Origin of the sequence: Mycobacterium sp. NPDC050551, assembly GCF_040674075.1 — a bacterium.
GTDB lineage: Bacteria > Actinomycetota > Actinomycetes > Mycobacteriales > Mycobacteriaceae > Mycobacterium.
In genome coordinates this window covers 727,527-753,728 of sequence record NZ_JBFARC010000001.1, presented here as the reverse complement: position 1 = coordinate 753,728, position 26,202 = coordinate 727,527, and the positions used below count along the sequence as shown (strand labels likewise).

Below are 26,202 nucleotides of genomic sequence, written 5' to 3'. Positions count from 1 at the left end.
CATGGCCGCCATCCTCTTCGGCTCGATCAGTACGGTTGCTGATACCTCCGAGCTGCAACGTCGGGCCTTCAACGATGCGTTCGCCGACCACGGACTCGACTGGAACTGGTCGCAGGAGGATTACCGCGAATTGCTCGGCTCCAACGGCGGGGCCGACCGGATCGACGAGTACGCCAAGGCCGTCGGCGACGAGATCGACGCCGCCGCCGTGCACGCCACCAAGTCGGAGATCTTCCAGCGACTGGTGGCCGACTCCGGTCTGGCGCCGAGGCCAGGAGTGGCCGACGTCATCGACGCCGCCAAGGCCAAGGGCGTCAAGCTCGGCTTCGTCACCACCACGTCGCGGGCCAACATCACCGCGCTGCTGTCCGCGCTCGAACCGCACCTCGGCGCAGATCCGTTCGACCTGATCGTCGACAGCGATGCGGTCGACACACCGAAACCCGATGGCGCGTGCTATGTCTGGGCACTCGAACAACTCGGTGAGGACGCCGCCAAGTCGGTCGCGATCGAGGACAACGCCGGCGGGGTGAAGGCCGCGTCGGCCGCCGGGGTGACATGCATCGCCTTCCCGAACGAGAACACCGAGGGCGCAGACTTCGGTTCGGCGGCCGAGACGGTCGACCATCTCGACCAGCGCCGGGTCGTCTCGCTGGCCGTGAGCGAGGGGTTCGCGGAATGAGCGACATGACTGCCCGGGTGTCGGCCACGGAGAAGGCCTTCCACGTCGAGGGTTACGAGAAGATCGAATACGACCTGCTCTACGTCGACGGCGTGTTCGACGTCGACCGCCCCGACCTCGTCGAGTGCTACCTGCCCTACGGCCGCGCCCTGATGGTGATCGACGAGACCGTCTACGCGCTCTACCGCGAGGCGATCCACCGCTACTTCGACCACTACGGCATCGCGCTGACGGTGGTTCCGGTGCAGATCCGGGAGACGGCGAAGTCGCTGGAGACCTTCGAGCGCATCGTCGGCGAGTTCGACGCCTTCGGACTGGTCCGCACGGAACCGGTGCTCGTCGTGGGCGGCGGGCTGACCACCGACGTCGCCGGATTCGCCTGTGCCAGCTACCGGCGCAACACCCCGTACATCCGCATTCCCACCACGCTGATCGGCCTGATCGACGCCAGCGTCTCCATCAAGGTCGCGGTCAACTACGGCAAGCACAAGAACCGGCTGGGCGCCTATCACGCCAGCCAGCGGGTGTTCCTCGACTTCTCGTTCCTGAAGACCCTGCCGGCCGACCAGGTGCGCAACGGCATGGCCGAACTCATCAAGATCGCGGTGGTCGGCAACGCCGAGATCTTCCAGATGCTCGAAGAGCACGGTCCCGCACTGCTTTCCACCAGATTCGGCCACCTCGACGGCACACCGGAACTCCGCCGGGTCGGCGACCGGCTGACCTATCAGGCCATCGCGACCATGCTGGAGCTCGAAGCGCCCAACCTGCACGAGATCGACCTGGACCGGGTGATCGCCTTCGGGCACACCTGGAGCCCGACACTCGAGCTGTCACCACCGGTGCCCTTCTTCCACGGGCACGCCATCAACATCGACATGGCGCTGTCGGTCACCCTCGCCGAGCGGCGCGGACACCTCTCGACCGCCGACCGCGACCGCGTGCTGGCGGTGATGAGCGGACTAGGCCTCGCGCTGGACAGCGACCACCTGACCCCGGAACTGCTGGAGCAGGCGACGAACTCCATCCTCAAGACCCGCGACGGCACCCTGCGGGCGGCGATCCCCGACCCGATCGGGCGCTGCCGCTTCCTCAACGACGTCTCCGTCGAAGAACTGTCCGACACGCTGACACTGCACAAGAAGCTGTGTATCGAGCTCGACCGCGGCGGTGACGGGATCGAGATGTTCACCGCCACAGAGCCGGTCGTGGCCTCATGAGCGTGCAATCCGAGCAGCGCCGCATGCCTCGCGCGGTGACCCCGTCCACCATCCTGGCCGCGGAGCTCGACGAGGTCTGGCGACGGCTGCAGACCACGCCTGACGTCGACGCAGAGACGCTGACGAGGCTGGCCCGGGCCCGCGATGTCGCGGCCGGACTGGATTCCTATCTCGACCGGTGCACCACCCCCGAGTCGCCCGCGCTGGCCGAACTCGCCCGTCGCACCCAGGAAGCGGACTGGACCGACGGGCTGGAGGCCGAGATGCTCTCCGGCCATGTCGAGGGACAGGCACTGAAGTTCCTGGTGCACATGACCCGTGCCACCCGGGTGCTCGAGATCGGGATGTTCACCGGCTATTCCGCGCTGGCCATGGCCGAGGCGCTGCCCGCCGACGGTGTCCTCGTGGCATGCGAGATCGACCAGCACGCAGCCCGTTTCGCGCGGCAGTGCTTCGCCGCGTCCCCGTCGGGCAAGAAGATCACCGTCGCCGTGGCGCCGGCGATGGAGACGTTGGGCATGCTCGCCGAACGCGCCCGCCACGATCAGCTGCAGGCGTTCGACCTGGTGTTCATCGACGCCGACAAAGCCGGATACCTGGGCTACCTCGAGGTCCTGCTCGACACGGATCTGCTGGCGCCCGGCGCGGTGATCGCCGTCGACAACACGCTGATGCAAGGTCAGCCGTACGCGGTCAGCGGTGAGCCGACGGCCAACGGCGCGGCGATCGCGTCCTTCAACGCCGCCGTGGCCGCCGACCCGCGCGTCGAGCAGGTGCTGCTCCCCGTCCGCGACGGCCTCACCCTCATCCGCCGCGCCGACGTCCTGGTGGACGATTGGTGACGGCCACGGCGCGGTCGCACGCGGGACGCACGGTGGCGGCGCTGGCCGCGCTGTGCGCCACGCTGCCGATCGACCTCGCCGTCGTCGGGCTGGCGCTGGCGCGCCGCCGCCCGCCGCCGGCCCGGCCGCCGGGACCCGTTGTGGTGCGGACTGTTCTGCTCACGGGCGGCAAGATGACCAAGGCGCTGCAGCTGGCGAGGTCCTTCCACCTCGCCGGGCATCGCGTGGTCCTGGTGGAGTCGGCGAAGTACCGCTGGACCGGCCACCGCTTCTCCACAGCGGTCGACGCGTTCCACTGTGTTCCGGACCCGTCGGACCCCGGCTACGCCGAGGCGCTGCTCGACGTGGTGCGCCGGGAAGGGGTCGACGTCGTCGTGCCGGTGTCGAGCCCGGCGGCCAGCGTGCCCGACGCGCGGGCACGGACGCTGCTCGACGGCGTCTGCGACGTGGTGCACGGTCAGGCCGACATCGTCGCCGCCCTCGACGACAAGTCCGAATTCTCCCGACTCGCGGCATTTCTGGGCCTGAGCGTGCCCGACACCCATCGCATCACCGATGCGCGGCAGGTCGAGGAGTTCGACTTCCCCGAGGGCAAGACCTATGTCCTCAAGCGGATCGCCTATCACCCGGTCGGCCGGACCGACCTGACCCCGCTGACCCGTGAGACACCCGAGCGCAACGCGGCATACGCCCGGTCACTGGCCATCTCCGGCGACGACCCGTGGATCCTGCAGGAATTCATCCCCGGCCGCGAGTACTGCACCCACGCCACGGTGCGCGACGGTGCGATCCGGGTCTACTGCTGCTGCGAGTCGTCGGCGTTCCAGGTGAACTACGCGCACGTCGACAAGCCGAGGATCCGGCACTGGGTCGAACATCTCGTCAAGAGCCTGGAGTTGACCGGCCAGGTGTCCTTCGACTTCATCGAGGCAGCGGACGGCACGCCGTACGCCATCGAATGCAACCCGCGGACGCATTCCGCGATCACCGTGTTCGGCGACGATCCCCGGGTCGCCGGCGCGTATCTCGACACCCAGCACATCGAGATCACCCCGGCCGCCGATGCCCGGGCGACCTACTGGACCTACCACGAGCTGTGGCGTCTGCTGACCCGAGGCGGTCGGCCGGCGACCATGCTGCGGGGCCGCGACGCGATCTTCTCCTTGTGGGATCCGTTGCCGTACCTGATGGTTCACCATCTGCAGATTCCCTCGCTGCTGCTGGCCAACCTGCGCAGCGGCCGGGGGTGGACCCGGATCGACTTCAACATCGGCAAGCTCGTCGAGGCAGGAGGCGACTGATGATCTCGGTGCTGCACCTCGTCGGCTCGCCCGTCGACGAGTTCCACGCCGACCTGTCCCGGCTGTACGCCCGCGACTGCCTCGCCGCACTCGACGCCTCGCACCGGTACCGCCACCAGATCGCCTATGTAGCACCGGGCGGCATGTGGTGTTTCCCCGCCACCCTGGACACCGAGAGTATCGCTGCCGCAGAGTGTTACAGTACCGCGGCAGCCGTCGACCGGCTCTGCGCCATGCCCATCGACGTGGTTGTGCCGCAGATGTTCTGCCGCCCCGGCATGACGACGTTCCGGGCACTGCTCGACCTGCTCGGGCTGCCCTACCTGGGGAACCGGCCCGAGGTGATGGCGATGACCGCCGACAAGGCGACGGCGAAGGCGGTCGTCGCCGCCGCCGGAGTTTCGGTGCCCGACGGGCAGACACTGCGGCCCGGCGACGACCTGCGCATCCCGCTACCGGTGGTGGTGAAGCCCGCCGCCGCGGACAACTCGGCGGGAGTCAGCCTGGTGCGTGACGGCGCCGAGCTCGGCGCCGCGGTGAACGCCGCCACGGCGCACGGTTCCGGCGTCCTCGTCGAGTCCTACGTCGAGCTGGGTCGCGAAGTGCGCTGCGGCGTGGTGGAGCGCGACGGCGACCTGTGGTGTCTGCCCCTCGAGGAGTACGCGGTGGATCCGTCGAGCAAGCCGATCCGCACGGCGGGGGACAAGCTGGCTCGCGGCGCCGACGGTCAGCTGGTCCTGGTGGCCAAGGACGTCAGCCGGGCGTGGATCGTCCCGACCGACGACACTGTGACGCAACGAGTCTGGGCCGCGGCCAGGGCCTGCTACCGGGCGTTGGGATGCCGGCACTACGGCCTCTTCGACTTCCGCATCGACCCCGAGGGCGAGCCGTGGTTCCTCGAGGCCGGCCTGTACTGCTCGTTCGCCGGATCGAGCGTGATCGCCATGATGGCCGCGGCCGACGGCTGCGAGGTGGCCGATCTGTTCGCGCACGTGTTGCGGCAGAACGAGATCGGATCGGCGTCGTGTTCCAGGTGAGGCAATTGGCGCCGGTCGGCGCGCGGGTCGAGGGCCTGCGGGTCGGGGCGCTGGACGACGCGACCGTCCGCCGGTTGCGGCAGGTGCTCGCCCGCCATGGCGTGGTCATCATGTCCGGCCAGTGTGTCGGTGACACCGAATTCCTGGCGTTCCTACGCGCGTTCGGCGAGCTGATGTTCACGGCCGGGGAGACGCCGGTGCCCGGATTCGCCGACCTGAACGTCATCAGCAACGTCGGGCGGACGACGCCGCCGCGGTCGAACTTCCATGTCGACACCACCTATGTGCGCCGCCCTCCCGCCTACACCGCGCTGCGCGCCGTCGACGTGCCGCGACACGGGGGCCACACCCTGTTCACCAACCAGTACCGAGCGTGGGAGACGCTGCCCGCGCACGTCCGCGGGGATCTGCGGGGTCGCACCATCACCCACGTCGTCACCGGCCTCGACCTCAGCGACGACGACGAGACCTCGGCTTCTCACCCGGTGGCGCTGACGCATCCGTTGACGGGCCGTACCGCGCTGTACCTGTCGACGCCGAAGCGGTGTGCGGCGGTGAGCGGACTGTCCGCGGACCGGGCGGCCCGGGTGGTCTCGATGCTCGTCGCACACTCCACCCGCGAGGACAACGTGCTGCGCCACCAGTGGCGCCCCGGCGACGTGGTGATGTGGGACAACCGGTGCGTGATGCACCGTGCGGACCACGACGGCGTCGACGGTGACCGGGTGATGCACCGCGGCATGGTCGCCGACAACGTCAGGGTTTGAGCCACCGCCACTGCGTCGACCACCACACCTCGGCGCCGGGCAGCGTGTCGCCGACCGCGTCGACCACGCCGGGGAACCAGTCCCGGTTGTAGTCGTCGCCGGACAGCCATCCGCCGGGACGCACCTTGGGCAGCCACGCCGCGATGTCGGCCCGCACGCTGTCGTAGTCGTGCCGGGCGTCGAGGTGCACCCAGGCCAGTGACTCGTCGGCGAACAGCGCGGCGGCCGCCAGCGAGTCGGTGATCAGCAGCTGTACCAGATCTGCTGCGCCGCAGGCGATCAGGTTGCGGTGCAGCAGTCCGGCGAAGGTGCCGCCGCCGAACTCCACCGCGGGGCCGTGAGCGTTGACGGCGCTGACACCCTCCGGACCGCTGCCCCGGCCGGTGTCCACACCGGTCACGGCGATGTCGCGACCGCTCGCACGCACCACCTCGGCCAGTGAGCACAGACTCTTGCCCAGGTAGCAGCCCACCTCGACGAAGCGGCTGCCGTCACCGAAGTGGGCCACCGCCTCCTCCTGGCCGCCGCGCCATGTGAACCAGCCCGGGATGTCCTGCCAGGTGCTGACGGGCCGCTCGAAATCAGATGCGTTGTGCACGGTCACCCCGCGGTCGGCGTGGTCCACACCTTATGGATGCGGATCCGGAGCCGGGTGCCGTAGGAGGCCATCGCGTCGGCGATGCCGATCTTCTCCGCGTCGGCGGAGTACTTGGCCCAGTACGGCGCATCCTCGCGCGGGTCGGCGTCGGTGGCGTCGACGGTGGCCTCGCCGCCGATCACGATGATGCCCCCGCCGCTGCCGTCGGAGTCGAGGTTCAGGCTGACCTGCGGGTGGTTCTCGACGTGCCGCACCTTCGCCGCCTGCCCCTGGGTGTAGACGACGATGTCGGTGCCGTCGAAGTAGAACCACACCAGCCGGGGCACCGGCTGCCCCGATTTCGCCACCGTGGTGAGCCACCCGAAATGGTCTGATTCGAGCCTGCCGGAAACCTCTTGAGTCAAGTCGACTGCCATGGAAGCGAATGTAGTCTCGCGGAAATGAACTTGAACCTGTCTGCCGACGAAGTCCTGACCACCACCCGTTCGGTGCGCAAGCGCCTGGACTTCGAGAAGCCGGTGCCGCGGGACGTGCTGATGGAGTGTCTGGAGATCGCGTTGCAGGCGCCGACCGGGTCGAACGCACAGGGTTGGCAGTGGGTGTTCGTCGAGGACGCGGAGAAGAAGAAGGCGATCGCCGACATCTACCGCACGAACGCGACGCCGTACCTCAACGCCAAGAAGCCCGCCTACGGCGACAGCCGCGACGAGCGGACGCCGAAGGTGATGGATTCGGCGAAGTTCCTCAACGAACACCTGCACGAGGTGCCGGTGATGCTGATCCCGTGCCTGGAAGGCAGGCCCGACGGCGCACCGGCGTCGATGAGCGCCGGGTTCTGGGGGTCGTTGATGCCCGCGGTGTGGAGTTTCATGCTGGCGCTGCGGTCCCGCGGCCTCGGGTCGGCGTGGACCTCGCTGCACCTGATGGGCGACGGCGAGAAGCAGGCCGCCGAGCTGCTGGGCATCCCCTTCGACAAGTACTCCCAGGGCGGGCTGTTCCCGATCGCCTACACCAAGGGCACCGACTTCAAGCCGGCCAAGCGGCTGCCCGCCGAGCAGCTCACCCACTGGGACACCTGGTAGGCGCCGCTACACGGCGCCGGTGAATCCCTGCTGGCGCCATGCCTCGTACACCGCCACCGCGGCGGCGTTGGACAGGTTCAGTGACCGCCTGCCGTCGAGCATTGGAATGCGGACGGTCGCGGTGATGTGCGGATCGGCCAGTGTCTCGTCGTCCAGGCCGGTCGGTTCCGGACCGAACATCAGCACATCGCCGGGGCGGTAGTCGATGTCGGCGAACGGCGTGTGCGCGTGCGCGGTGAACGCGTACACGGCCTTCGGGGTCAGGGCGTCCCATGCCGCGGAGAGATTCGGGTGCACGGTGACCGACGCGAGGTCGTGGTAGTCCAGACCGGCACGGCGCAGCTTCGGTTCGGTCAGGTCGAACCCCAACGGTTCGACGAGGTGCAGTTCGCAACCCGTCGCCGCCACCATCCGGATCGCGTTGCCGGTGTTCGGCGCGATCCGCGGTGAGTAGAACATCACCCGGAACATCCGACGATGATCGCAGCTGAATCGCCGGTGGCCGAAATGGTTTGCTCGCCTACCACGAGCCGACACTGAAGGACCGTTGTGAACTCTGTCTGTTCAGTAAGAATTGTGGAATCGCCCGCAAGTGGCTGTCATACTCGTGCAATTGCCAGGCGCACCCAGGCGTAGAACCGCGCCGCCCGCATACGGCGAAACAGCAGGAAACCTATGAATCACGATCCATCACTGAGCGCGCGCGCCGCCGGCGGCCCCGCCGCGCCGCCCAGGCGTCCGTCGCCGTGGTCGCCGACCAATTGGCCGGTGCGCTGGAAGGTCTTTGCGATCGTGCTGGTGCCGCTGCTGCTGGCCGGCGGATTCGGCGGGCTGCGGATCAACGCCAGCGCGAACGAGGCGTCCGAATTGCGCCTGGCCTCCGAACGGGCGGACATGATCCCGGCGATCAGCGACTACATGGCCGCGTTCGAGGACGCGATGGTGGCCGCCACCGAGGGCGCCCCCACCCAGCAACCGCTGGCCGACTTCGACTCCCGCAAGGCCGATCTGCGCGAGCGGCTGGAGAACACCGACGTCGTGGACGACGTCGAGTCGGCCGTCAACAACCTGCTCACCATCGGCCAGGAACTGATCAACAAGGTGATGGCCAACACCATCGACCTCCGGGGCAGGGTGCTGGCCTACGGGGCGTTGCTGCTCACCTCGGAGACCGCCGTCACCGGGTCGGCGCGCGCGGACACCGCCGACGTACAGGTCGAGGCGCAGGCGTTGTCGCGGGCCATCGGCGCCCGCGGACAGATGGCGTTGCAGCACATGCTCGTGACCCGCGGCGGTGACGTGCCCGAGCCCGAACTGCGCGTGTCGATGACCACACTGGCGGGCACCGAACCGTCGACGGTCACCGGGATGGCCGCGCTGCTCGGACCGGCGTCCCAGGATGCCGCCACGCTGCGCAGCGAGATGTTCAAGCGGATGTCGATGCTGGCCACCCCCGGCGTGGTGCTGGTGGGCAGCCCCGAACTGCTCCAGTCCCAGCAGGTGACCGACGGCATCGCCGGCAAGATGATCGCCGACCTCACCGCGAGCATCCCCGCGGCCGTGAACGACGAGGCCGCCGCTCAGCGCAGCGCCGCGATCCGCGACGCCGTCCTGGTGGCCGTCGCGATCGTCATCGCGCTGGTGGTGGTGTTGCTGGTGGCGCGCTCGCTGGTGCGGCCGCTGCGCCGACTGCGTGACAGCGCCCTCAAGGTCGCCCACGAGGATCTGGCCGCGGAGATCGAGCGGGTGCGGGCGGGCGGTGAGCCGGGCCCGGTCGCTCCCATCCCCGTGCACACCACCGAGGAGGTGGGCCAGGTCGCCCACGCCGTCGACGAACTGCACGAGCAGGCGGTGTTCCTGGCCGGCGAGCAGGCCCGGTTGCAGCTGCAGGTCGGCGACATGTTCGAGACGCTGTCGCGGCGCAGCCGGTCGCTGGTGGATCAGCAGCTGTCACTCATCGACCGGCTCGAGCGCAACGAGGACGATCCCGAGCGGCTGGAGAGCCTGTTCCGGCTGGACCACCTCGCGGCCCGGATGCGCCGCAACGGCGCCAACCTGCTGGTGCTCTCCGGCGCGAAGATCCCGCGGGACCAGGCCGCGCCGGTGCCGGTGGCGGAGATCATCAACGCCGCCGCCTCGGAGGTCGAGGACTACGCCAGGGTGATCACCGCGACGGTGCCCGACAGCGAGATCGCCGGTCCGGTGTCCGGTGACCTGATCCATCTGCTCGCCGAGCTGCTCGACAACGCGCTGCGCTATTCACCGCCGATCTCGCAGGTGCGGGTGTCGGCGGTGCACACCGGCAACGGCGGACTGGTGATCGAGGTCAGCGACATCGGGCTGGGTATGACCGAGCCCGACCTTCGGGTGGCCAACGCCCGCCTGCAGTCCGGCGGTGAGGTCGACCCGTACACCGCCCGGCACATGGGCCTGTTCGTGGTCGGCCGGCTGGCCACCCAGCACGGCCTGGTGGTCCGGCTGCGCGCCACGGTCGCCGAGGAGCCGAATTCGGGCACCACCGCGGGGGTATACGTGCCGGTCGAGTTGATCGCGCGCAGTGACGCCGCGGCGCCCGAGCCGTATGCCGAGCCGTATGCGGCCGGGGACGCCCACACGGGCTTCACCGAGTACCCGGCGGTCCAGCCGCTCGGCCATGAGTACGCGAACGGAACCGGGTACGGCGACGGGTTCGGCGATGCGGCCCGGGACGAGCCGGCCGCGTACCGCAACGGCCACGCCGACGTCCCGATGTCGCTGTTGCCGCAGCGCAGTCCCGGTGCCAGTGGCATCTCCGGCGTTCCCGCGCCACCGCCGGTCGACGAGCCCGACCTGCAGCCCGTCGACGACTGGCCGGAGGACTCGATGCCGGCCCAGACGCCGGCCGAGCCGCAGGGTCCGACGAACACCTCGGCGTTCTTCGCCTCGCGCGCCCAAGTGGCCAGCAACGGCGTGCACCGGCCCGAGCCGGTCGAACCGCCGCAGGAGGAGCGGCCGGTGCGGGAGGCTGCGCCCGCGGCCGCCGTCGAGCCGGTCCGCGGTCCGGCCGACCTGCCGGGCGAGCCGGCGGGCGGAGAGTCCGGGACCGCCGGATCCGACGACGCGATCTATCAGAAGATGCTGTCGGAGTGGCTTATCGATCCCCACGAGATCGCCAACAGCAGCGACCTCAACTGGGAGTCGGTCTGGGATCACGGCTGGTCAGCGGCTGAGGCGGCCGACGAGGCGCCCGTCGTCGCGCACACCGACGAGGGTCTGCCGGTGCGTCAGCCGGGCGCCCGGCTGGTGCCGGGCGGGGTGGAGCCGGTCAACGGCGGGCACCGCAACGGCGGAGCGCATCGCAGCGTCGACCCGGACGACGAGGTAGCATCGGCGGTCGACGCCGGCAATGGGTCGGAGTCGCTTCCGCTGCGCGATCCGGACGCTGTCCGCGCGAGCATCAGCAACCACTTCGGCGGTGTGCACGCCGGCCGCACGCACGCCCGTGAGACCAGAGGATCAGATTTCGAATGACGTTTCCGGACAGTAGGAGCACCGCGAACCCCAGGGACGCGTTCACACGGCCGTCCCCTCGCGAGTCGCTCGACTGGCTGGTCTCGAAGTTCGCCCGCGAGGTGTCGGGTGTGTCGCATGCGGTGCTGGTGTCGGCCGACGGCCTGCTGATGGCGGCCAGCGAGCACATGCCCGGCGAGCGGGCCGACCAGCTCGCAGCCGTCGCCTCGGGGCTGGCGAGCCTGGCCACCGGGGCAGCACAGCTGTTCGACGGCGGCCACGTGCTGCAGTCGGTGGTCGAGATGGAGAACGGCTACCTGTTGCTGATGCGGGTCGGCGACGGATCGAACCTCGCGACGCTGGCCACGCGGTCGTGTGACATCGGCCAGATCGGCTACGAGATGGCGGTACTGGTAGAGCGGGTCGGCACCGTGGTGCAGTCGGCTCGACGGACTCCGCAGCACTCGTGACCGGCGATGGAAATTCCGAGCGGCAGAGGCGAATCGACCGGTTGGGAACCGGATCCGGTAGCTGACGCCGGGCCCGCGCCGAGCCTGGTGCGGCCGTACACTCTGACCGCGGGTCGTACGGACTCTCGGGTCCACCTGCCGATGGAGGCGCCGGTGGAGACGTTGAGGTCCGGCAAGGCGCCGCGCTGGCCGGCAAGTGACATCCGCGGCCGGATCGTGGCGATGTGCGTGGACAGCCCCTCGGTCGCCGAGGTCGCGGCCAAGTTGTCCGTTCCGCTCGGCGTGGCGCGCGTGCTGATCGGCGACCTGGTGACGCAAGGTTATCTACGGGTGCACGTCACCCTCGACGACTCGGCGAGCTACGACGAACGTCGCGAATTGATAGGAAGGACGCTGCGTGGCCTCAGGGCACTCTGATCGACGCGACGCCGCGGGGACAGCGTCTTCGCGCGAGCGCTCATCCTCGACCAAGATCGTCATCTCCGGCGGGTTCGGTGCCGGGAAGACGACGTTCGTGGGTGCGGTGTCGGAGATCATGCCGTTGCGGACCGAGGCCCTGGTGACCAACGCGTCGGCCGGACTCGACGGACTCGACGCCACTCCGGACAAGCGGACCACCACGGTAGCGATGGACTTCGGCCGCATCACGCTCGGCGACGACCTGGTGCTGTATCTGTTCGGCACGCCGGGGCAACGCCGGTTCTGGTTCATGTGGGACGACCTGGTGCGTGGGGCGATCGGCGCGATCATTCTCGTCGACGTGCGGCGCCTGCAGGACAGCTTCGCCGCGGTCGACTTCTTCGAGGCGCGCAGGCTGCCGTTTCTCATCGCGGTCAACGAGTTCGACAATGCGCCTAAGCACCCCGCGGCGGCGGTGCGCAAGGCGCTCGCGCTGCCCGACCGCATCCCGGTGGTCAGTGTGGATGCCCGCGACCGGCATTCGGCGAAGGCCGCCCTGATCGCCGTCACCGAGTACGCCCTCGACAGCCTCAGCGCGCTGCCCGGCTGACGGGTGAGCGGTGACACGGTCTGGGTCGAGGAGGAGTTCGTCGGCCGCGACTTCCGCGACGAGGACCTGAGCCGGCTGCGCACCGATCGGGTGGTGTTCGACGGGTGCGACTTCAGCGGTGTCGACATGAGTGAGTCCGAGCATGTCGGTACGGCGTTCCGGAACTGCCGGTTCCGGCGGACCACGTTGTGGCACAGCACGTTCAAACATTGCAGCTTGCTCGGGTCGGAGTTCACCGAGTGCCGGCTGCGGCCGCTCGTTTTGGTCGAGGTGGACATGACCCTGGCGGTGCTGGGCGGTTGCGACCTGCGCGGGGTCGACCTGTCGGACTGCCGGCTCCGGGAGGCGGGGCTGGTCGGCGCCGACCTGCGCAAGGCGGTGCTGCGCCGTGCCGATCTCACCGGTGCGCGATGCAACGGGGCCAAGTTCGGCGAGGCGGATCTGCGCGGCGCACGGATGGACCCGACGTTCTGGACCACTGCCGCGGTGCGCGGCGCGAAGATCGACATCGAGCAGGCGTTGTCGTATGCCGCCGCGCACGGGCTCGACGTCAACGCGGAGTAGGTGGAGCCGGTGACGACGCGAGAGGCCATCGAGCGCTGGGTGGAACTGTTCAACACCGGTGACCCGCAGGCGCTTTCGGCGCTGTACGCGGAGGACGCGGTCAACCATCAGATCGCGCTGGAGCCCGTCGTCGGCCGCGCGGCGATCGAGCAGTTCCATCGTGAGACGTTCGCGGCAGGCCCGTTGACGTGCACACCGATCAACCTGGTCGTCGACGGTGACTGGGCCGCGCTGGAATGGATCGACCCGGACGGCTTTCGCGGTTGCGGGTTCTTTCACGTCCGCGACGGGCTGATCGAGCACCAGCGCGGCTACTGGGACAGTGCGCAGTTGCGCGCGGTGCACCCGGACGTGCACTGAACCCTCACTCGCGCAACCGGATACCGCCGACGTGTGGTGGCGTCGGCGGTGGTGGCCGTGGTGTGGCTAGAAGGGTGGGGGTTCGTCGCCGGGTTGGGGTGGTGGCTGGGGGGCGAAGAGTTTGTCGAGTGCTTGTTGGCGGGCTTGGCGGCGGGCTTCGCGGTGTTCGTGGTTCTGTTGGCGTTCGGCGGCGATGCGGGCTGCTTTGTTCTGTGCTCGGGTGCGTTGCCGTTTGGGCATCATCGCGGTGCGTTCACCGCAGTGGTCGTCGGGTCGCGGTGTGAAGACCGCCGCGGCGGTCGGGGTGCACAGGTACGGAAAGAGCAGCGCCGAACCCGGTCGGGTGGTGTAGGTCTGGCCCGCCGGGCTCGTCCAGATGACCGTCCCGTCGCGGTGTTGGCGGTCGTGCCAACCCCAGAACGTCTTGATCAAATGGTGCAGGCGGCACAAGCATTTGAGGTTCGACGCCTGGGTGGGCCCGCCCTGGCTGTAAGGGATGGTGTGGTCGATGTCGGTGCTGAAGGCCGGCACGTCGCAGCCGGGGAATCGGCAGCCCATGTCGCGGCACCGCACGAACTCCGCCAGATTCCGCGACGGGGTATAGCGGGGCTCGGGGGCGGCGTCGCCGGGGTGGATGAGCGGCCGGATGGTGGCGTGCTCGGCCAGGCCGAAGAGCTGTTCGGGCGGCAGGATGCCGTCGTTGTGCGCCAGGCTCGCCACCGAATCATCGACAGAAGCGTCCTGGGCGGTCGCCTCGGTATCAGTGTCGGTGGTGTCGACCGACGTGTCGGCCGAGGTGTCCGCATCCTCGGCGGCGGCCTCAATGCCGGCCGCAGACCCGCCGTCAGCGTCGGCGTTCGGTCCAGTGATGGTGTGGATGACGAAGGGGGCGGCGATCGCGTTCTTGTTCGGGCAGTCGGGGTTGCCGCATCGGCAGCCCAGGTGGTCGGCGCCGCGGGAGAGGGCTTCGATGGCGTCGACGCGGCGCTGCTTTTTGGTGCGGGGATCCTCGGGGCAGACGGTGTCGGCGAGCGCGTCGAGGCGGTTGTCGAACACTCGGGCCCCGGTGGTGGGCATGGTGCCGCCGAAACTGCTCATCCCATCGAGGCCGTCGATCACCCACACCTCACGCTCGTCGGCGGCTTTCTGGCGGCGCCGCAACGCATCCCGATCGTGGGTGGCAATCACACGGTCGACATACCCGCAGACCTGCCCGTAGCTCAGCCTCATCAACCGGGCCGCCGCACCGGCCAGGGTGGCATCGACGTGGGTCAACACCGCGGGGTCGGTGATCAACGTGGTGCGGTGCAGCAGGGTGTCGACGATGTCAAGGGTCAGCGCACCGGCGCGGAACATCGCCGCGACCAACGGTAGGCGTTCACGCAGGCCGCGGGCGAGGCTGACCTGGTCCTTGGCCCGCTCGTAGGCGATGTTCAGTGCGGCGCCGATTTCGACGGCCACCGCCGATTCGGTGTCCACGGCCCATTGGTCGCTGAGCTCATCACGCTCGGCGAACCGCACCGCATACAGCTCGCCGATCGCGGTCAACCGCGCCGCGGCCTGCTGGTTTTCCCGGCGCGCCGCCGCCACCACGGCGGAGAGCAACTCACGTGCCTCGATTGACTCCGGGCGCGTGACGGCCAGCACCTGGTCGAAGCTTGCCTGCGCCGGATCGAACATACATTCGATTATTGCAGAGGGGTATGACACACGAAAGAAGCGAACAGCGGTTGTGGATAACCCGGTGCGCGTCGAAACAGCTATCGCGACAGGCGAGTCAGGCTCAACCCCGTGAGAAAAGCCGTCAGGTGCCCCACCTCGGTGTAGGTCGGCTGGACGACGACGTCGACGACGAGCGCACCGGCTCCCAGCGCCTGAGCGCCCGTCCGATACTGCTGCGGCAGGTACCGCGACGCGGCGCCCGCGACACCCAGCACGAAGTAACTGACCCCGACATCGCGCGCATTCGCCAGCCGCGGCGGCGCCTGCCCGGAGCGGATCGACCGGCGCAGGTATCCCTGCCCGGCCACGGTCCCGACCACGTGTGCGGTCAGGCCGACCAACAGCCACCGCCCCGAGCCCATCCGCCGCTCGGCCGGCGCCAGCACCGCCGCATACACGGGCACGTAGGGCCACCAGCGTCGCCCGTCGAGCCAGAAGAGGCTGGCGACGAGCACCCGCAGCGGTTCCCGCGACAGATGGTGCAGATTCGTCGACTGCTGGCGCAGCAAGCGCGACCGCTTCCGTCCTGCCGCCCGCTGCAGCCGTGTCGTGACCAACAGGACGGCCAGCCACCCGTAGGTCAGAGGAGCGCTCAGGCGCCCTTCAGCCGGATCTTCCACCGCACGAACGTCAGGTAGCCGATGCTGAGGGCCGCGAGCATCCCCATGTCGAAAAGCCAGGTGCCTGCGGTGTGTTCCCAGTGTGAGTCCTTCGGCGTCAACGGTCCCGGCACCAGCCTTATCAGGTCCACTGTCGACGCCGATGCGGCGAATCCCCAGCGGGCCGGGGTGATCCAGGACATCTGGTCGAGGCCGACGCGGCCCGTCACGGGGATCATGCCGCCGGAGAACACCAGCTGCGACATGATCGCGATCACCAGCAGCGGCATGATCTGTTCACTGGTCTTGGCCAGCGCCGACAACGCGAGGCCGACCATCGCCGCGGTCACCGTGGTGGCGGCCATCCCGAAGAAGAGTTCGAGCGACGGATTGCCCAGTACCGAACCGCTTTCGACCGATCCCTCGCCGAACCCCTTGCCCGCGATGGTGATACCGGTGACGATCGCGGACTGGATGATCGCGAACACCGAGTACACGCAGACCTTCGCGAGCAGGTACGCGGTGGTGGACAGGCCGACTGCCTGCTCGCGGAGGAAGATCGCGCGCTCGCCGATGAGGTCGCGGATGGTCAGCGCCGTGCCCATGAAGATCGCACCGACGTTGAGCAGCACCAGCACCTGGCCCGGCTCGTTGGGCGCGTCGCCCATCGGGTTCGGGACGCCGAAGCCGACGGTGCCCGGCACCGAGAGCGACAGCGTGCCCATGATGAACGGCAACAGCGCGAGGAAGATGAAGTAGCCGCGGTCGGAAATGATGAGCCGGATCTGGCGCCGGGCGATCGTCGAGAACTGCCTTCGCAGACTGGTTTTCGACGGCTCGCCGAGGTCGGCCGGTTGATCGGCCGGCGGCTGGGCGGGCGGTGGGCCGTTGAGTTCGAGCCAACGCTGTTGCGCCGCGTCGGGATCGCCTGCGACCGTGCTGAAGATGTCGGCCCAGTTGGTCGTCCCCATCGCCGCGCCGATCTGCGACGGCGGCCCGCAGAAGGCGGTCTTGCCGCCCGGCGCCAGCAGCAGCACCTGATCGCAGACGTCGAGGTAGGTGAGGGAGTGCGTGACCACCAGCACGACGCGACCCGCGTCGGCCAGCTGGCGCAGCATCGTCATCACCTGGCGGTCGAGCGCCGGGTCCAGGCCCGAGGTCGGCTCGTCGAGGATCAGCAGCGACGGGCCGGTCAGCAGTTCGAGTGCCACCGAGGCCCGCTTGCGCTGTCCGCCGGAGAGTTTGTCGACCCGGGTCTCGAGGTGCTTGGTCATCTCGAGTTCCTCGAGCACCTGCATGACGACCTGTTCGCGATCGTCCTTGGTGGTGTCCGGCGGCAGCCTCAGCTCGGCGGCGTACATCAGCGCCTGACGCACGGTCAGCTGCCCGTGCACGACGTCGTCCTGCGGCACCATCCCGATGCGGGACCGCAACGACGCGTACTCGGCGTGCACGTTGTGGCCCTCGAAGGTGACCGTTCCGCTGGACGGATGGGTGTAGCCGGCCACCAACCGGGCGAAGGTCGACTTGCCTGCGCCCGACGGACCGATCACCGCGGTGAGCGTGCCCGGCCGCGCCGTCAGCGAGATGTTGTCCAGCAGCGTCTTGTTGTTCTCGATCGTCCACGTGACGCCGTGCACGTCCAGACCGCCGGTGGCCGTCGCGGCCGCGGTCTCGGTGCGCCGGACGAGGGTGCCGCCGCTGAACACCAGGTCGACGTTGCCGATCGTGACGGTGTCGCCCTCTTGGAGGAACGCAGAATCGACCCGCGACCCGTTGACGAAGGTGCCGTTGATGCTGCGGTTGTCGACGATCTGGGTGCCTTGCGCGGTCGACACCAGCGAGGCGTGGTGACGCCCGGCCAGCACGTCGGGAATGACGATGTCGTTGTCGGTCGCGCGACCGATCTTCACCGCTCCCGCAGGCGTCTCCGGCGACCGTCCCGGTCGCAGGATCTTGAGCATGCTGGTGGCGAGATTGCCGCCGTCGCTGGATCGCGGTGCCGCAGTCGGCCCCATGCGGGTGACCGGCTCACTTGACTGCTGCGAGATCGGCTGCGACATCGGCGGCCGGGTCTGATGCGACGCCGGGCCGGTCGGATACCGCTGTTGCGACGAGGGCGGATACCCCTGCTGCGGGCCGCTCGGGTAGCGCTGTTGCGGCCGTGAGGTGGGCGGCGTCGCGATGTGCGGGCGCCCGGGAGCGGTGTGGGGTAGCGGGGTGTTCCAGCCGGTGTTCGGGCGCGCGACCGGGACCGCGGTGGTCGGCGGCGGGCTACCCACCGAACCCTGGTGGCGGCCGACCTCGAACGACACCTGCGGGCCGTCGGGGTTGCCGATGTTGAGGGTCTGGCCGTCGCGGATGTCGACAGAGGGAACGCGGCGGCCGTTGGCGAACATGCCGTTGAGGCTGCCGTTGTCGATCGCCACCCACCGGCCCTGGTCGAACCGCAGCACCAGGTGGGCGCGGGAGATCAAGGGGTGGGCGATTCGCACGTCGGCGCGCAGGTCGCGGCCGATGACGACGTCGTTGCCCGGCGCGAACGTGCGGGTGGAGCCCTCGTAACGAACGGTCAGCGCAGGCGGTGCTGGTCGGCTCATCGCGATCAACTCTATCGGTACCGTCACCGGAATTGCCGCCGCTACCGCGCAGCGCGGCGGCCGGGCATCGTCGAGGACTGCGCACGGGCGCTGGTGCCCGCGGACTGAAGTGTCAGACCAGGGCGTCGGGCGCGCCGGTGACGACGCAGTGGGTGTGGCTGTAGATGGTCGCCATGCACTTGTTGCAGTGCGTGCAGGCGGAGCGGACCAAGGCGTCGGCCTGGATCCGGTTGATCAGGTCCGGCTCGGCCAGCAGCGCGCGGCCCATCGCCACGAAGTCGAACCCCTCGGCCATCGCGAGGTCCATCGTCTCGCGGTTGGTGATGCCGCCCAGCAGGATCAGCGGCATCGTCAGCTCGGCGCGGAACTGCCGGGCCTTGTCCAGCAGGAACGCCTCGCGGTACGGGTACTCACGCAGGAACTTCTTGCCGGTCATCCGGATGCCCCAGCTCAGCGGCGGCTTGAACGCGCCGGCGAACTCCTTCACCGGCGCATCGCCGTGGAACAGGTACAGCGGGTTCACCAGTGAGCTGCCCGCGGTCAGCTCGATGGCATCGAGTCCGCCGTCCTCTTCCAGCCACTTGGCGGTCTGCAGCGATTCCTCCATCGGGATCCCCGCGCGTACCCCGTCGGTCATGTTGAGCTTCGCCGTCACTGCGATCTGGTTGCCCACCGCGTCACGCACGGCACGCACCAGGCCGCGCGCGACCTTGGCCCGGTTCTCCAGCGACCCGCCGTACTCGTCCTTGCGGTGGTTGAGCAGCGGGCTCAGAAACGAACTGGCCAGGTAGTTGTGGCCGAGGTGGACCTCGACGGCGTCGAACCCGGATTCGATCGCCAACCGCGCCGCGTTGGCATGCGCCCGTGTCACCGCCTCGATGTCGTCGCGGGTGGCCTTCCTGGCGAACCGCATCGACAGCGGGTTGAAGAACCGCATCGGGGCCAGCGCCTTGGCCTTGTTCGTGCGGGCGTTGGCGACCGGTCCGGCGTGCCCGATCTGGGCGCTGATGGCGGCGCCCTCGGCGTGCACGGCGTCGGTGAGCCGTCGCAGGCCGGGCACCGCCTCCGGCCGCATCCAGATCTGCCAGCCGTCGGTGCGTCCGCCGGGGGTCACCGCGCAGTACGCGACGGTGGTCATGCCGACGCCGCCCGCCGCGGGCAGCCGGTGGTACTTGATCAGGTCGTCGGTGACCAGGGCGTCCGGTGTGGACGCCTCGAATGTCGCCGCCTTGATGATGCGGTTGCGCAGCGTCACGGGGCCGAGTTTGGCCGGAGTGAACACATTGGGCTGAGTGTCCATGACGTCGAGCCTGTCACAGCGCATGCGAGACTGGACTGTGTGGGTGCGATCACGTTGGACGGCAAGGCCACGCGCGACGAGATCTTCGTCGACCTCAAGGACCGGGTCGCGGCGCTGACCGAGGCCGGTCGCACGCCAGGACTGGGCACGGTGCTCGTCGGCGACGACCCCGGGTCGCAGGCCTACGTGCGCGGCAAGCACGCGGACTGCGCCAAGGTGGGCATCAACTCGATCCGGCGTGACCTGCCCGCCGACACCAGCCAGGCCACCCTCGACGAGACCATCGACGAGCTGAACGCCAACCCGGAGTGCACCGGCTACATCGTGCAGTTGCCGCTGCCCAAGCACCTCGACGAGAACGCCGCACTCGAGCGCATCGACCCGGACAAGGACGCCGACGGGCTGCATCCGACCAACCTCGGCCGCCTGGTCCTCAACGAGCCGGCGCCGCTGCCCTGCACCCCGCGCGGCATCGTGCACCTGCTGCGCCGCTTCGAGGTGGAGATCGCCGGCGCACACGTCGTGGTCATCGGCCGCGGCGTCACGGTCGGCCGCCCGCTGGGCCTGCTGCTGACGCGGCGGTCGGAGAATGCGACGGTGACGCTGTGCCACACCGCCACCCGGCACCTGCCGCAGTTCACCCTGGAGGCCGACATCATCGTGGCCGCGGCGGGCGTGCCGCACATGGTGACGGCCGAGATGGTGCGGCCGGGCGCGGCGGTGATCGACGTGGGTGTCAGCCGGGACGACGCCGGAAAGCTGGTCGGCGACGTCGCGCCCGACGTGTGGGAGGTGGCGGGTCACGTGTCGCCGAATCCCGGCGGCGTCGGACCGCTGACCCGTGCGTTCCTGCTGACCAATGTCGTCGAGCGGGCCGAAAAGGGGCGATGACCCCGAAGGAGTTCGCCCGCAAGGTCTTTGCGGGGCAGTGGCCGATCCTGGCGGTCGGCCTGATCCTCATCGCCGCCTTCGGCCTGGTGGTCGCCGGGTACTGGCGACGCGGTGCACTGGTGATGGCCATCGGCGTGGGCGTCGCGGCGGCCCTGCGCCTCGCGCTCTCCGACGACAGGGCGGGCCTTCTCGTTGTACGTTCTCGCGCAACGGATTTTGCTACAACTGCGGCGGTGAGCGCGACCATGTTCTATGTCGCGTGGACGATCGATCCGTTGGGCACGAGCTGAAAGGTGCACAGCGGGCAATATTGCCTACCGTGCAATAAAGCGTAGGGTGGCCCGTATGGCCGGACTACGGGAACGCAAGAAGACGGACACCCGCCGCGCGCTCAGTGACGCCGCACTCGCACTCGCGCTCGAACGCGGCTTCGATGCCGTCACCCGCGAGGCGATCGCCGAGCTGGCGGGCGTGTCGTTGCGGACGTTCAACAACTATTTCACCGGCAAGTACGAGGCGCTGGCCTACCGCCAGACCGAGCGGTTGCGACACAGCATCGACGAGCTGCGGCGACGCCCCGCCGGCGAGCCGCTGTGGACCTCGATCAGCGAGGCCGTGCTGAGTCCGCTCGAGGCCGACTTCCGCGACACCGACAGCGAGGAGAGCAGGATTCCCGACCGCCGGGAACTCGCCGAGGTCCGGAAACTGTTGCTGAGCCCCGAGATCCGGGACGCGACCAACAGGGAGCTATTCGACGAGTGGCTCGAGGCGATCGCCGAACGGACCGGCACCGACCCCGAAAAGGACATGTACCCGCGACTGGTGGCTGCGGTCATCCGCGCTGTCGGCGACGCGGCCATGGAGACCTATGTGCGGGCCGAACCCCCGGTCGCCCTGCCCGAACTGCTGCGCACGGCGTTCGCCGACGTGGCCGCGGGACTGCCTGAGCCGAGTGGATCCACCGGGAGGACGGCGTGACCGACGAACGCGTGGACGTCGCCATCTCCGGGGCCGGCCCGAACGGCCTGCTGCTGGCCTGTGAGTTGGCGCTCGCGGGCGTACGGCCGGTCGTGCTCGACGCACTGCCCGGACCCAGCGCAGAACCCAAGGCCAACGGCCTTGTCGGACAGGTGATCCGGCAGCTCGACATGCGGGGGCTATACCACGCGTTCGGCGGGGACGACGGGCCACCGCAACCGGCCCACGGCTGGATGTTCGCCGGGATGTCGCTGAGTTTCCTCGGCCTCGAGGACAATCCGATGTACGCGCTCATCCTTCCGCAGCCGCGGCTGGTCCGCCTCCTTGAGAAGCGGGCGCGTGACCTGGGTGTGGACATCCGTTGGGGGAGTGAGCTCACCGCGGTGGACTCGCACGATGACGGCGTGGCGCTGACCGTCGCCACGCAGGACCGGCAGCACCGGGTGGACGCCGCATTCCTGGTCGGCGCCGACGGCGGCCGCAGCATGGTGCGCAAGGCCGCGGGTATCGGGTTCCCCGGCCACACCTCCCCGATCGTCAGCAGGATCGCCCACGTCCACCTGCCCGAGGCTGAACTCGTGCCCGGCCGCGGCTACGACATCGAGGGCTTCGGGACACTCGCCTTCGGCGTCAGCAGATTCGAGAACGGCACCGTGGTGGTCTTTCCGCTCGAGCCGGACCGGCCGATGCTCGGCACCATCGAGTACAGCTGGACGCCGGGCAGCAGCGACGCTGCAATGACGATCGGTGAACTGCAGGACAGTGTCGGTCGCGTGCTCGGTGTCGACGTGGCGATCGAAGCGCCGAGCACACCGGATGCGCATGCGTTGCGCCGTCTCGACGGCATCAATTCCCGGCTGGCGGAACGCTATCGAGCGGGACGAATCCTGCTGGTCGGTGATGCCGCGCACGTGCACTCACCGATGGGTGGGCCCGGTCTGAACCTCGGCATGCAGGACGCCGTCAACCTCGGCTGGAAGCTCGCGGCGGTGGTGAACGGGTGGGCGCCCGACGGGCTCCTCGACACCTACGAATCCGAGCGTCGTCCGGTCGGCGAGCGGGTGATGATGCACTCGCTGGCTCAGCTCGCGCTCGCGGCGCCGGGCCCGGAAGTCAGCGCACTGCGCGAACTCTTCGGCGAATTGGCGAGTCAGGCCGAGGTGGCGCGTCACCTCGCGCGCACCCTCGCGGGTTCGGACGTCCGCTACGACATCGGCGACGACCATCCGCTGAGCGGGTTCATGGTGCCCGATCTCGTGCTCGACGACGGGCGACGGGTCACCGATCTGCTGCACGGCGCCCGGGGTGTCCTGATCGACGCGTACGGCGGTGCCGCGTCGACTGTCGCGGCGCCGTGGGCGGACAGGGTGGACGCAGTCTCCGTGCCGGTGACCGGTGGGCCTGCGGTGCTCCTCCTTCGGCCCGACGGCTACGTGGCCTGCGCGATGGACGATTTCGAGGTTGCCGACCGGGCGCGGTTGCAGCAGTCGCTGACCAGGTGGTTCGGCGCCGGCCAGCTCGAAGAGCTCAGCCCAGCGTCGCCCTGATGCACACCGTCACGTACGGCAGTGCCAGCCCACTGGTGTTGGCCAGCGCCGGATGGGTGGCCAGCAGCTCACGCACCTGTTCGAGCGTGCGGGTGCGCACCTCCGCGGGCGAGGTGATGCAGTAACTGCGCGAGGCGACCAGGTCGATGAGGGCCTGGGGGGTGAGGTAGTTCGTCCACTCGACCCGGCGACGCTCGACGCCGGTGAACGGCTCGGGCAGCGTGACCCTGTCGTTGAACGGGTCCTCCTCGTGCCCGGTGATCCGGCCCAGATCCTTGACCCAGCCCAGCCGTTCGTCCGCAGTGTTCCACACCAGCCCGAGACGCCCGCCGGGCCGCAATACCCGGACGACCTCCTTGACCGCGCGCTGGGGATCGAACCAGTGCCACGCCTGCGCCACGAGCACGGCGTCGACGCTGTCGTCGGGCAGCGGGATCTCCTCGGCGGTGCCGAGCAGGGCCGGGGTGTCCGGCAGCGCGGTGGAGAGCACCTCGAGCATCTCCGGGATCGGGTCGACGGCCACCACGTCGAGGCCGCGCTGCACGAGCCGCGTGGTGAGCTTGCCGGTGCCCGCGCCGAGGTCGAGGACGTCGCGCGCCCCCGACGGCAGCAGCCAGTCGATCGCCTCCGGCGGGTAGGACGGCCGGCCGCGCTCGTAGGCCGCCGCCTCCGCGCCGAACGACAGCGAACGGTCGTCGGCGTGTTCGCTCACCGCGCCGCCAGGTCCAGGGTGCGGCGGATCAGTGCGCCGACGGCCTCGGTCTCCACGAGGAAGCCGTCATGGCCGAAGCGGGATTCGACGATGTTCAGCCCCGCGCAGCCCGGCAGCAGTTCGGCGAGCTCCTGCTGCAGCCGCAACGGGTACAGCCGGTCAGACGGGATGCCGCCGACCACCACCGGCACTCGGCAGCTCCTCAGCGCGGCGGCCACGCCGCCCCGGCCGCGGCCGACGTCGTGGCTGGACAGCGCGTCGGTCAGCGTCACGTACGTGCCGGGGTCGAACCGCTCGACCAGCTTCGCGCCCTGGTATTCGAGGTAGCTCTGGATGGCGAACCGGCCGCCGGTGGTCGGGTCCTCGTTGCCCTGGGCGTCGTTGCCGAACCGCTCGTCGAGTTCCTGTTCGCCGCGGTACGTGAGGTGCGCGAACCGGCGGGCGATCTCCATCCCGGTGTGGGGGATCCGCCCGGTGTGGTGGTAGTCGCCGCCCTGCCAGTCCGGGTCGGAGGTGATGGCCGCGACCTGGGTGCTCTGCGTGCCGATCTGGTCGGCGGTGGCGCGGGCGCCGACCGCCAGCACCAGGGCCGCCCGCACGCCGTCGGGATGGCCCACCGCCCACTCCAGCGCACGCGCGCCGCCCATGGAGCCGCCCACCACCGCGGCCACCTCGGTGATGCCGAGCGCGGCCAGCGCCGCGACGTCGGCCGCCACCTGGTCGCGCACGGTGATCGCCGGGAACCGTGATCCCCACGGCCGGCCGTCGGGGGCGGTCGTCGACGGTCCCGTCGACCCTTGGCAGCCACCGAGCACGTTCGTCGAGATCGCGCACCAGCGGTCGGTGTCGATCGGGGCGCCCGGGCCGGCCACGCCGTCCCACCAGCCGGCGGTCGGATGCCCCGGACCGGCAGGCCCGGTGATGTGCGAGTCGCCGGTGAGGGCGTGCAGCACCATCACGACGTTGTCGCGGTTCGGCGAGAGCTCGCCCCAGCGCTGCACGGCGATGTTCACGTCGTCGATCACGACGCCGCTCTCCAGCGTCAGTGGACCGATCCCGACCACGCCGACATGGCCTTCGGCGGGCAGCGTCGCGATGTTCACGTCAGAGATTGTCACTTGGCCGCCTTCGCCGCGGCGAAGCCCTGCTCGAGATCGGCAAGGATGTCGTCGATTCCCTCGATGCCGACGGCCAGGCGCACCAGGCCGGGGGTGACGCCGGTGGCGAGTTGCTCCTCCGGTGACAGCTGGGCGTGGGTCGTCGATGCCGGGTGGATCACCAGCGAGCGGACGTCGCCGATGTTGGCCACGTGACTGTGCAGCGTCAGGGCGTTGACGAAGGCCTTGCCCGCGTCGACGCCACCGGCCAGCTCGAAGGCAAGTACGGCACCGGTTCCCTTGGGCGCCAAGCGCTTTCCGAGGTCGTACCACGGCGAGGTGGGCAGCCCGGCGTAGTTCACCGACAGCACGTCGGCGTGCCCGACCAGGTGTTCGGCCACCTTCTGGGCGTTGGCGACGTGGCGTTCCACGCGCAGGCTCAGCGTCTCCAGGCCCTGCGCGATCAGGAAGGCGTTGAACGGGGCGGCCGCGGACCCGAGGTCGCGCAGCAGTTGCACACGCGCCTTCAGCGCGTAGGCGGGCGGGCCCAGTTCGGCGAAGACGACGCCGTGGTAGCTGGGGTCCGGGGTGGTGAAGCCGGGGAAGTTGCCGTTGGTCCAGTCGAACGTGCCGGAGTCGACGATCACACCGGCGATCGCGTTGCCGTGTCCGCCCAGGTACTTGGTGGCCGAGTGCACCACGATGTCGGCGCCCTGGCTGATCGGCTGGATCAGGTAGGGCGTGGCGATGGTGTTGTCGACGATCAGCGGCACCCCGGCGTCGTGGGCGACACCCGAGACGCCGGGGGTGTCGAGGATGTCGATCTGCGGGTTGGAGATGGTCTCGGCGAAGAAGGCCTTGGTGTTCGGCCGCACCGCTGCCCGCCACGACTCCAGGTCGTCGGGGTTCTGCACGAAGCTGACGTCGATGCCGAGCTTGGGCAGCGTGTAGTGGAAGAGGTTGTAGGTGCCGCCGTACAAACGTGGGCTGGACACGATGTGATCGCCCGCATGGGCGATGTTGAGGATCGCGAACGTCTCGGCGGCCTGGCCGGAGGACAGGAACAGCGCCGCCACGCCGCCCTCCAGGGCAGCGATGCGCTGCTCGACGACGTCCTGCGTCGGGTTCATGATGCGGGTGTAGATGTTGCCGGTCTCTGCCAGCCCGAACAGCGCCGCTGCGTGGTCGGTGTCGCGGAACGTGTACGACGTGGTCTGGTAGATCGGCAGCGCCCGTGCGCTGGTGGCGCTGTCGGGCGTCTGTCCGGCGTGGACCTGCTTGGTCTCGAACGACCAGTTCGCCGTCGGGTCGTCGGTGATTTCGGGTGTGCTCATG

General features: G+C 69.4%; 27 protein-coding genes. 17 read left to right on the top strand and 10 right to left on the bottom strand.

What is annotated here, in order from left to right:
• Nucleotide 1: 1 nt before the first annotated feature.
• Genes AB0K11_RS03600 through AB0K11_RS03575 form a run of 6 tightly spaced genes read left to right on the top strand, consistent with a single transcriptional unit; the run spans nt 2 to nt 5,849 of the window.
• Nucleotides 2–682, top strand: a complete 681-nt coding sequence (locus AB0K11_RS03600) for an HAD-IA family hydrolase (protein ID WP_364972266.1) — start codon at nt 2–4, stop codon at nt 680–682.
• Complete coding sequence (locus tag AB0K11_RS03595) at nt 679–1,902, top strand: sedoheptulose 7-phosphate cyclase (protein WP_364972263.1); 1,224 nt, start codon at nt 679–681, stop codon at nt 1,900–1,902. The genes AB0K11_RS03600 and AB0K11_RS03595 overlap by 4 nt, the downstream gene beginning before the upstream one ends.
• A complete protein-coding gene (locus tag AB0K11_RS03590) occupies nt 1,899–2,744 on the top strand; it encodes a class I SAM-dependent methyltransferase (protein ID WP_364972260.1) in 846 nt (281 codons plus the stop codon). The genes AB0K11_RS03595 and AB0K11_RS03590 overlap by 4 nt, the downstream gene beginning before the upstream one ends.
• The gene (locus tag AB0K11_RS03585; protein WP_364972258.1) at nt 2,741–4,045 is read left to right on the top strand and encodes an ATP-grasp domain-containing protein; all 1,305 of its coding nucleotides are present in this window, start codon (nt 2,741–2,743) and stop codon (nt 4,043–4,045) included. Before AB0K11_RS03590 ends, AB0K11_RS03585 begins: the two co-directional genes overlap by 4 nt.
• Nucleotides 4,045–5,082, top strand: a complete 1,038-nt coding sequence (locus AB0K11_RS03580; RefSeq protein ID WP_364972255.1) for a D-alanine--D-alanine ligase — start codon at nt 4,045–4,047, stop codon at nt 5,080–5,082. The genes AB0K11_RS03585 and AB0K11_RS03580 overlap by 1 nt, the downstream gene beginning before the upstream one ends.
• On the top strand, nt 5,070–5,849 hold the full coding sequence (locus tag AB0K11_RS03575; protein WP_364972252.1) for a TauD/TfdA family dioxygenase: 780 nt from the start codon (nt 5,070–5,072) through the stop codon (nt 5,847–5,849). The genes AB0K11_RS03580 and AB0K11_RS03575 overlap by 13 nt, the downstream gene beginning before the upstream one ends.
• Here AB0K11_RS03575 and AB0K11_RS03570 read toward each other — a convergent pair.
• Nucleotides 5,839–6,474: a class I SAM-dependent methyltransferase gene (locus tag AB0K11_RS03570; RefSeq protein WP_364972249.1), complete on the bottom strand. Its 636-nt coding sequence runs from the start codon at nt 6,472–6,474 to the stop codon at nt 5,839–5,841. The genes AB0K11_RS03575 and AB0K11_RS03570 overlap by 11 nt on opposite strands.
• Nucleotides 6,450–6,863, bottom strand: a complete 414-nt coding sequence (locus tag AB0K11_RS03565; RefSeq protein ID WP_364972246.1) for a TIGR03667 family PPOX class F420-dependent oxidoreductase — start codon at nt 6,861–6,863, stop codon at nt 6,450–6,452. Before AB0K11_RS03565 ends, AB0K11_RS03570 begins: the two co-directional genes overlap by 25 nt.
• 24 nt (nt 6,864–6,887) lie before the next feature.
• Between AB0K11_RS03565 and AB0K11_RS03560 the strand changes: the two genes are divergently transcribed.
• Nucleotides 6,888–7,529, top strand: a complete 642-nt coding sequence (locus tag AB0K11_RS03560) for a nitroreductase family protein (RefSeq protein WP_364972243.1) — start codon at nt 6,888–6,890, stop codon at nt 7,527–7,529.
• A 6-nt stretch (nt 7,530–7,535) separates the two neighbouring features.
• On the opposite strand, the gene AB0K11_RS03555 is transcribed toward AB0K11_RS03560, so the two are convergent.
• Complete coding sequence (locus AB0K11_RS03555) at nt 7,536–8,000, bottom strand: tRNA (cytidine(34)-2'-O)-methyltransferase (RefSeq protein WP_364972240.1); 465 nt, start codon at nt 7,998–8,000, stop codon at nt 7,536–7,538.
• Between the two features lie 204 nt (nt 8,001–8,204).
• On the opposite strand from AB0K11_RS03555, the gene AB0K11_RS03550 reads away from it, so the two are divergent.
• From AB0K11_RS03550 to AB0K11_RS03525, 6 genes are read left to right on the top strand one after another with little or no spacing between them, the layout of a single operon-like run.
• Nucleotides 8,205–11,039: an ATP-binding protein gene (locus AB0K11_RS03550; protein ID WP_364972238.1), complete on the top strand. Its 2,835-nt coding sequence runs from the start codon at nt 8,205–8,207 to the stop codon at nt 11,037–11,039.
• The gene (locus tag AB0K11_RS03545) at nt 11,036–11,488 is read left to right on the top strand and encodes a roadblock/LC7 domain-containing protein (protein ID WP_364972235.1); all 453 of its coding nucleotides are present in this window, start codon (nt 11,036–11,038) and stop codon (nt 11,486–11,488) included. The genes AB0K11_RS03550 and AB0K11_RS03545 overlap by 4 nt, the downstream gene beginning before the upstream one ends.
• A 6-nt stretch (nt 11,489–11,494) precedes the next feature.
• On the top strand, nt 11,495–11,905 hold the full coding sequence (locus AB0K11_RS03540) for a DUF742 domain-containing protein (RefSeq protein WP_364972233.1): 411 nt from the start codon (nt 11,495–11,497) through the stop codon (nt 11,903–11,905).
• A gap of 55 nt (nt 11,906–11,960) precedes the next feature.
• Nucleotides 11,961–12,497: an ATP/GTP-binding protein gene (locus AB0K11_RS03535; protein WP_264014946.1), complete on the top strand. Its 537-nt coding sequence runs from the start codon at nt 11,961–11,963 to the stop codon at nt 12,495–12,497.
• A gap of 3 nt (nt 12,498–12,500) precedes the next feature.
• On the top strand, nt 12,501–13,061 hold the full coding sequence (locus AB0K11_RS03530) for a pentapeptide repeat-containing protein (protein ID WP_364972231.1): 561 nt from the start codon (nt 12,501–12,503) through the stop codon (nt 13,059–13,061).
• Nucleotides 13,062–13,070: 9 nt separating this feature from the next.
• Nucleotides 13,071–13,421, top strand: a complete 351-nt coding sequence (locus AB0K11_RS03525; RefSeq protein ID WP_364972228.1) for a nuclear transport factor 2 family protein — start codon at nt 13,071–13,073, stop codon at nt 13,419–13,421.
• A gap of 66 nt (nt 13,422–13,487) precedes the next feature.
• On the opposite strand, the gene AB0K11_RS03520 is transcribed toward AB0K11_RS03525, so the two are convergent.
• The 4 genes from AB0K11_RS03520 to AB0K11_RS03505 all read right to left on the bottom strand — a co-directional run bounded on the left by AB0K11_RS03520 (nt 13,488) and on the right by AB0K11_RS03505 (nt 19,642).
• Nucleotides 13,488–15,101, bottom strand: a complete 1,614-nt coding sequence (locus tag AB0K11_RS03520) for a DUF222 domain-containing protein (protein WP_364972225.1) — start codon at nt 15,099–15,101, stop codon at nt 13,488–13,490.
• Between the two features lie 80 nt (nt 15,102–15,181).
• Nucleotides 15,182–15,763 carry a rhomboid-like protein gene (locus tag AB0K11_RS03515; protein WP_364972222.1) on the bottom strand — a complete coding sequence of 194 codons (582 nt, stop codon included), beginning with the start codon at nt 15,761–15,763 and terminating at the stop codon, nt 15,182–15,184.
• Nucleotides 15,736–18,348, bottom strand: coding sequence for an ATP-binding cassette domain-containing protein (locus tag AB0K11_RS03510; protein WP_364973689.1), 2,613 nt, complete (start codon nt 18,346–18,348; stop codon nt 15,736–15,738). Before AB0K11_RS03510 ends, AB0K11_RS03515 begins: the two co-directional genes overlap by 28 nt.
• Before the next feature lie 106 nt (nt 18,349–18,454).
• Nucleotides 18,455–19,642 (bottom strand): NADH:flavin oxidoreductase, encoded by a 1,188-nt coding sequence (locus AB0K11_RS03505; RefSeq protein ID WP_364972219.1) that lies wholly within the window; start codon nt 19,640–19,642, stop codon nt 18,455–18,457.
• A gap of 39 nt (nt 19,643–19,681) precedes the next feature.
• On the opposite strand from AB0K11_RS03505, the gene AB0K11_RS03500 reads away from it, so the two are divergent.
• The 4 genes from AB0K11_RS03500 to AB0K11_RS03485 are packed head-to-tail and all read left to right on the top strand — an operon-like array spanning nt 19,682 to nt 23,058.
• Nucleotides 19,682–20,533 (top strand): bifunctional methylenetetrahydrofolate dehydrogenase/methenyltetrahydrofolate cyclohydrolase, encoded by an 852-nt coding sequence (locus AB0K11_RS03500; protein ID WP_364972216.1) that lies wholly within the window; start codon nt 19,682–19,684, stop codon nt 20,531–20,533.
• On the top strand, nt 20,530–20,823 hold the full coding sequence (locus AB0K11_RS03495; RefSeq protein WP_364972214.1) for a DUF3017 domain-containing protein: 294 nt from the start codon (nt 20,530–20,532) through the stop codon (nt 20,821–20,823). The genes AB0K11_RS03500 and AB0K11_RS03495 overlap by 4 nt, the downstream gene beginning before the upstream one ends.
• Nucleotides 20,824–20,878: 55 nt before the next feature.
• Nucleotides 20,879–21,511: a TetR family transcriptional regulator gene (locus AB0K11_RS03490; RefSeq protein WP_364972211.1), complete on the top strand. Its 633-nt coding sequence runs from the start codon at nt 20,879–20,881 to the stop codon at nt 21,509–21,511.
• The gene (locus AB0K11_RS03485) at nt 21,508–23,058 is read left to right on the top strand and encodes an FAD-dependent monooxygenase (RefSeq protein WP_364972209.1); all 1,551 of its coding nucleotides are present in this window, start codon (nt 21,508–21,510) and stop codon (nt 23,056–23,058) included. The genes AB0K11_RS03490 and AB0K11_RS03485 overlap by 4 nt, the downstream gene beginning before the upstream one ends.
• On the opposite strand, the gene AB0K11_RS03480 is transcribed toward AB0K11_RS03485, so the two are convergent.
• The 3 genes from AB0K11_RS03480 to AB0K11_RS03470 are packed head-to-tail and all read right to left on the bottom strand — an operon-like array spanning nt 23,039 to nt 26,201.
• Complete coding sequence (locus AB0K11_RS03480; RefSeq protein WP_364972206.1) at nt 23,039–23,770, bottom strand: class I SAM-dependent methyltransferase; 732 nt, start codon at nt 23,768–23,770, stop codon at nt 23,039–23,041. The two genes, AB0K11_RS03485 and AB0K11_RS03480, sit on opposite strands and share 20 nt — an antisense overlap.
• On the bottom strand, nt 23,767–24,888 hold the full coding sequence (locus AB0K11_RS03475) for a homoserine O-acetyltransferase (RefSeq protein WP_364972203.1): 1,122 nt from the start codon (nt 24,886–24,888) through the stop codon (nt 23,767–23,769). The genes AB0K11_RS03480 and AB0K11_RS03475 overlap by 4 nt, the downstream gene beginning before the upstream one ends.
• Nucleotides 24,885–26,201: a bifunctional o-acetylhomoserine/o-acetylserine sulfhydrylase gene (locus AB0K11_RS03470; protein WP_364972200.1), complete on the bottom strand. Its 1,317-nt coding sequence runs from the start codon at nt 26,199–26,201 to the stop codon at nt 24,885–24,887. The genes AB0K11_RS03475 and AB0K11_RS03470 overlap by 4 nt, the downstream gene beginning before the upstream one ends.
• Nucleotide 26,202 lies beyond the last annotated feature (1 nt).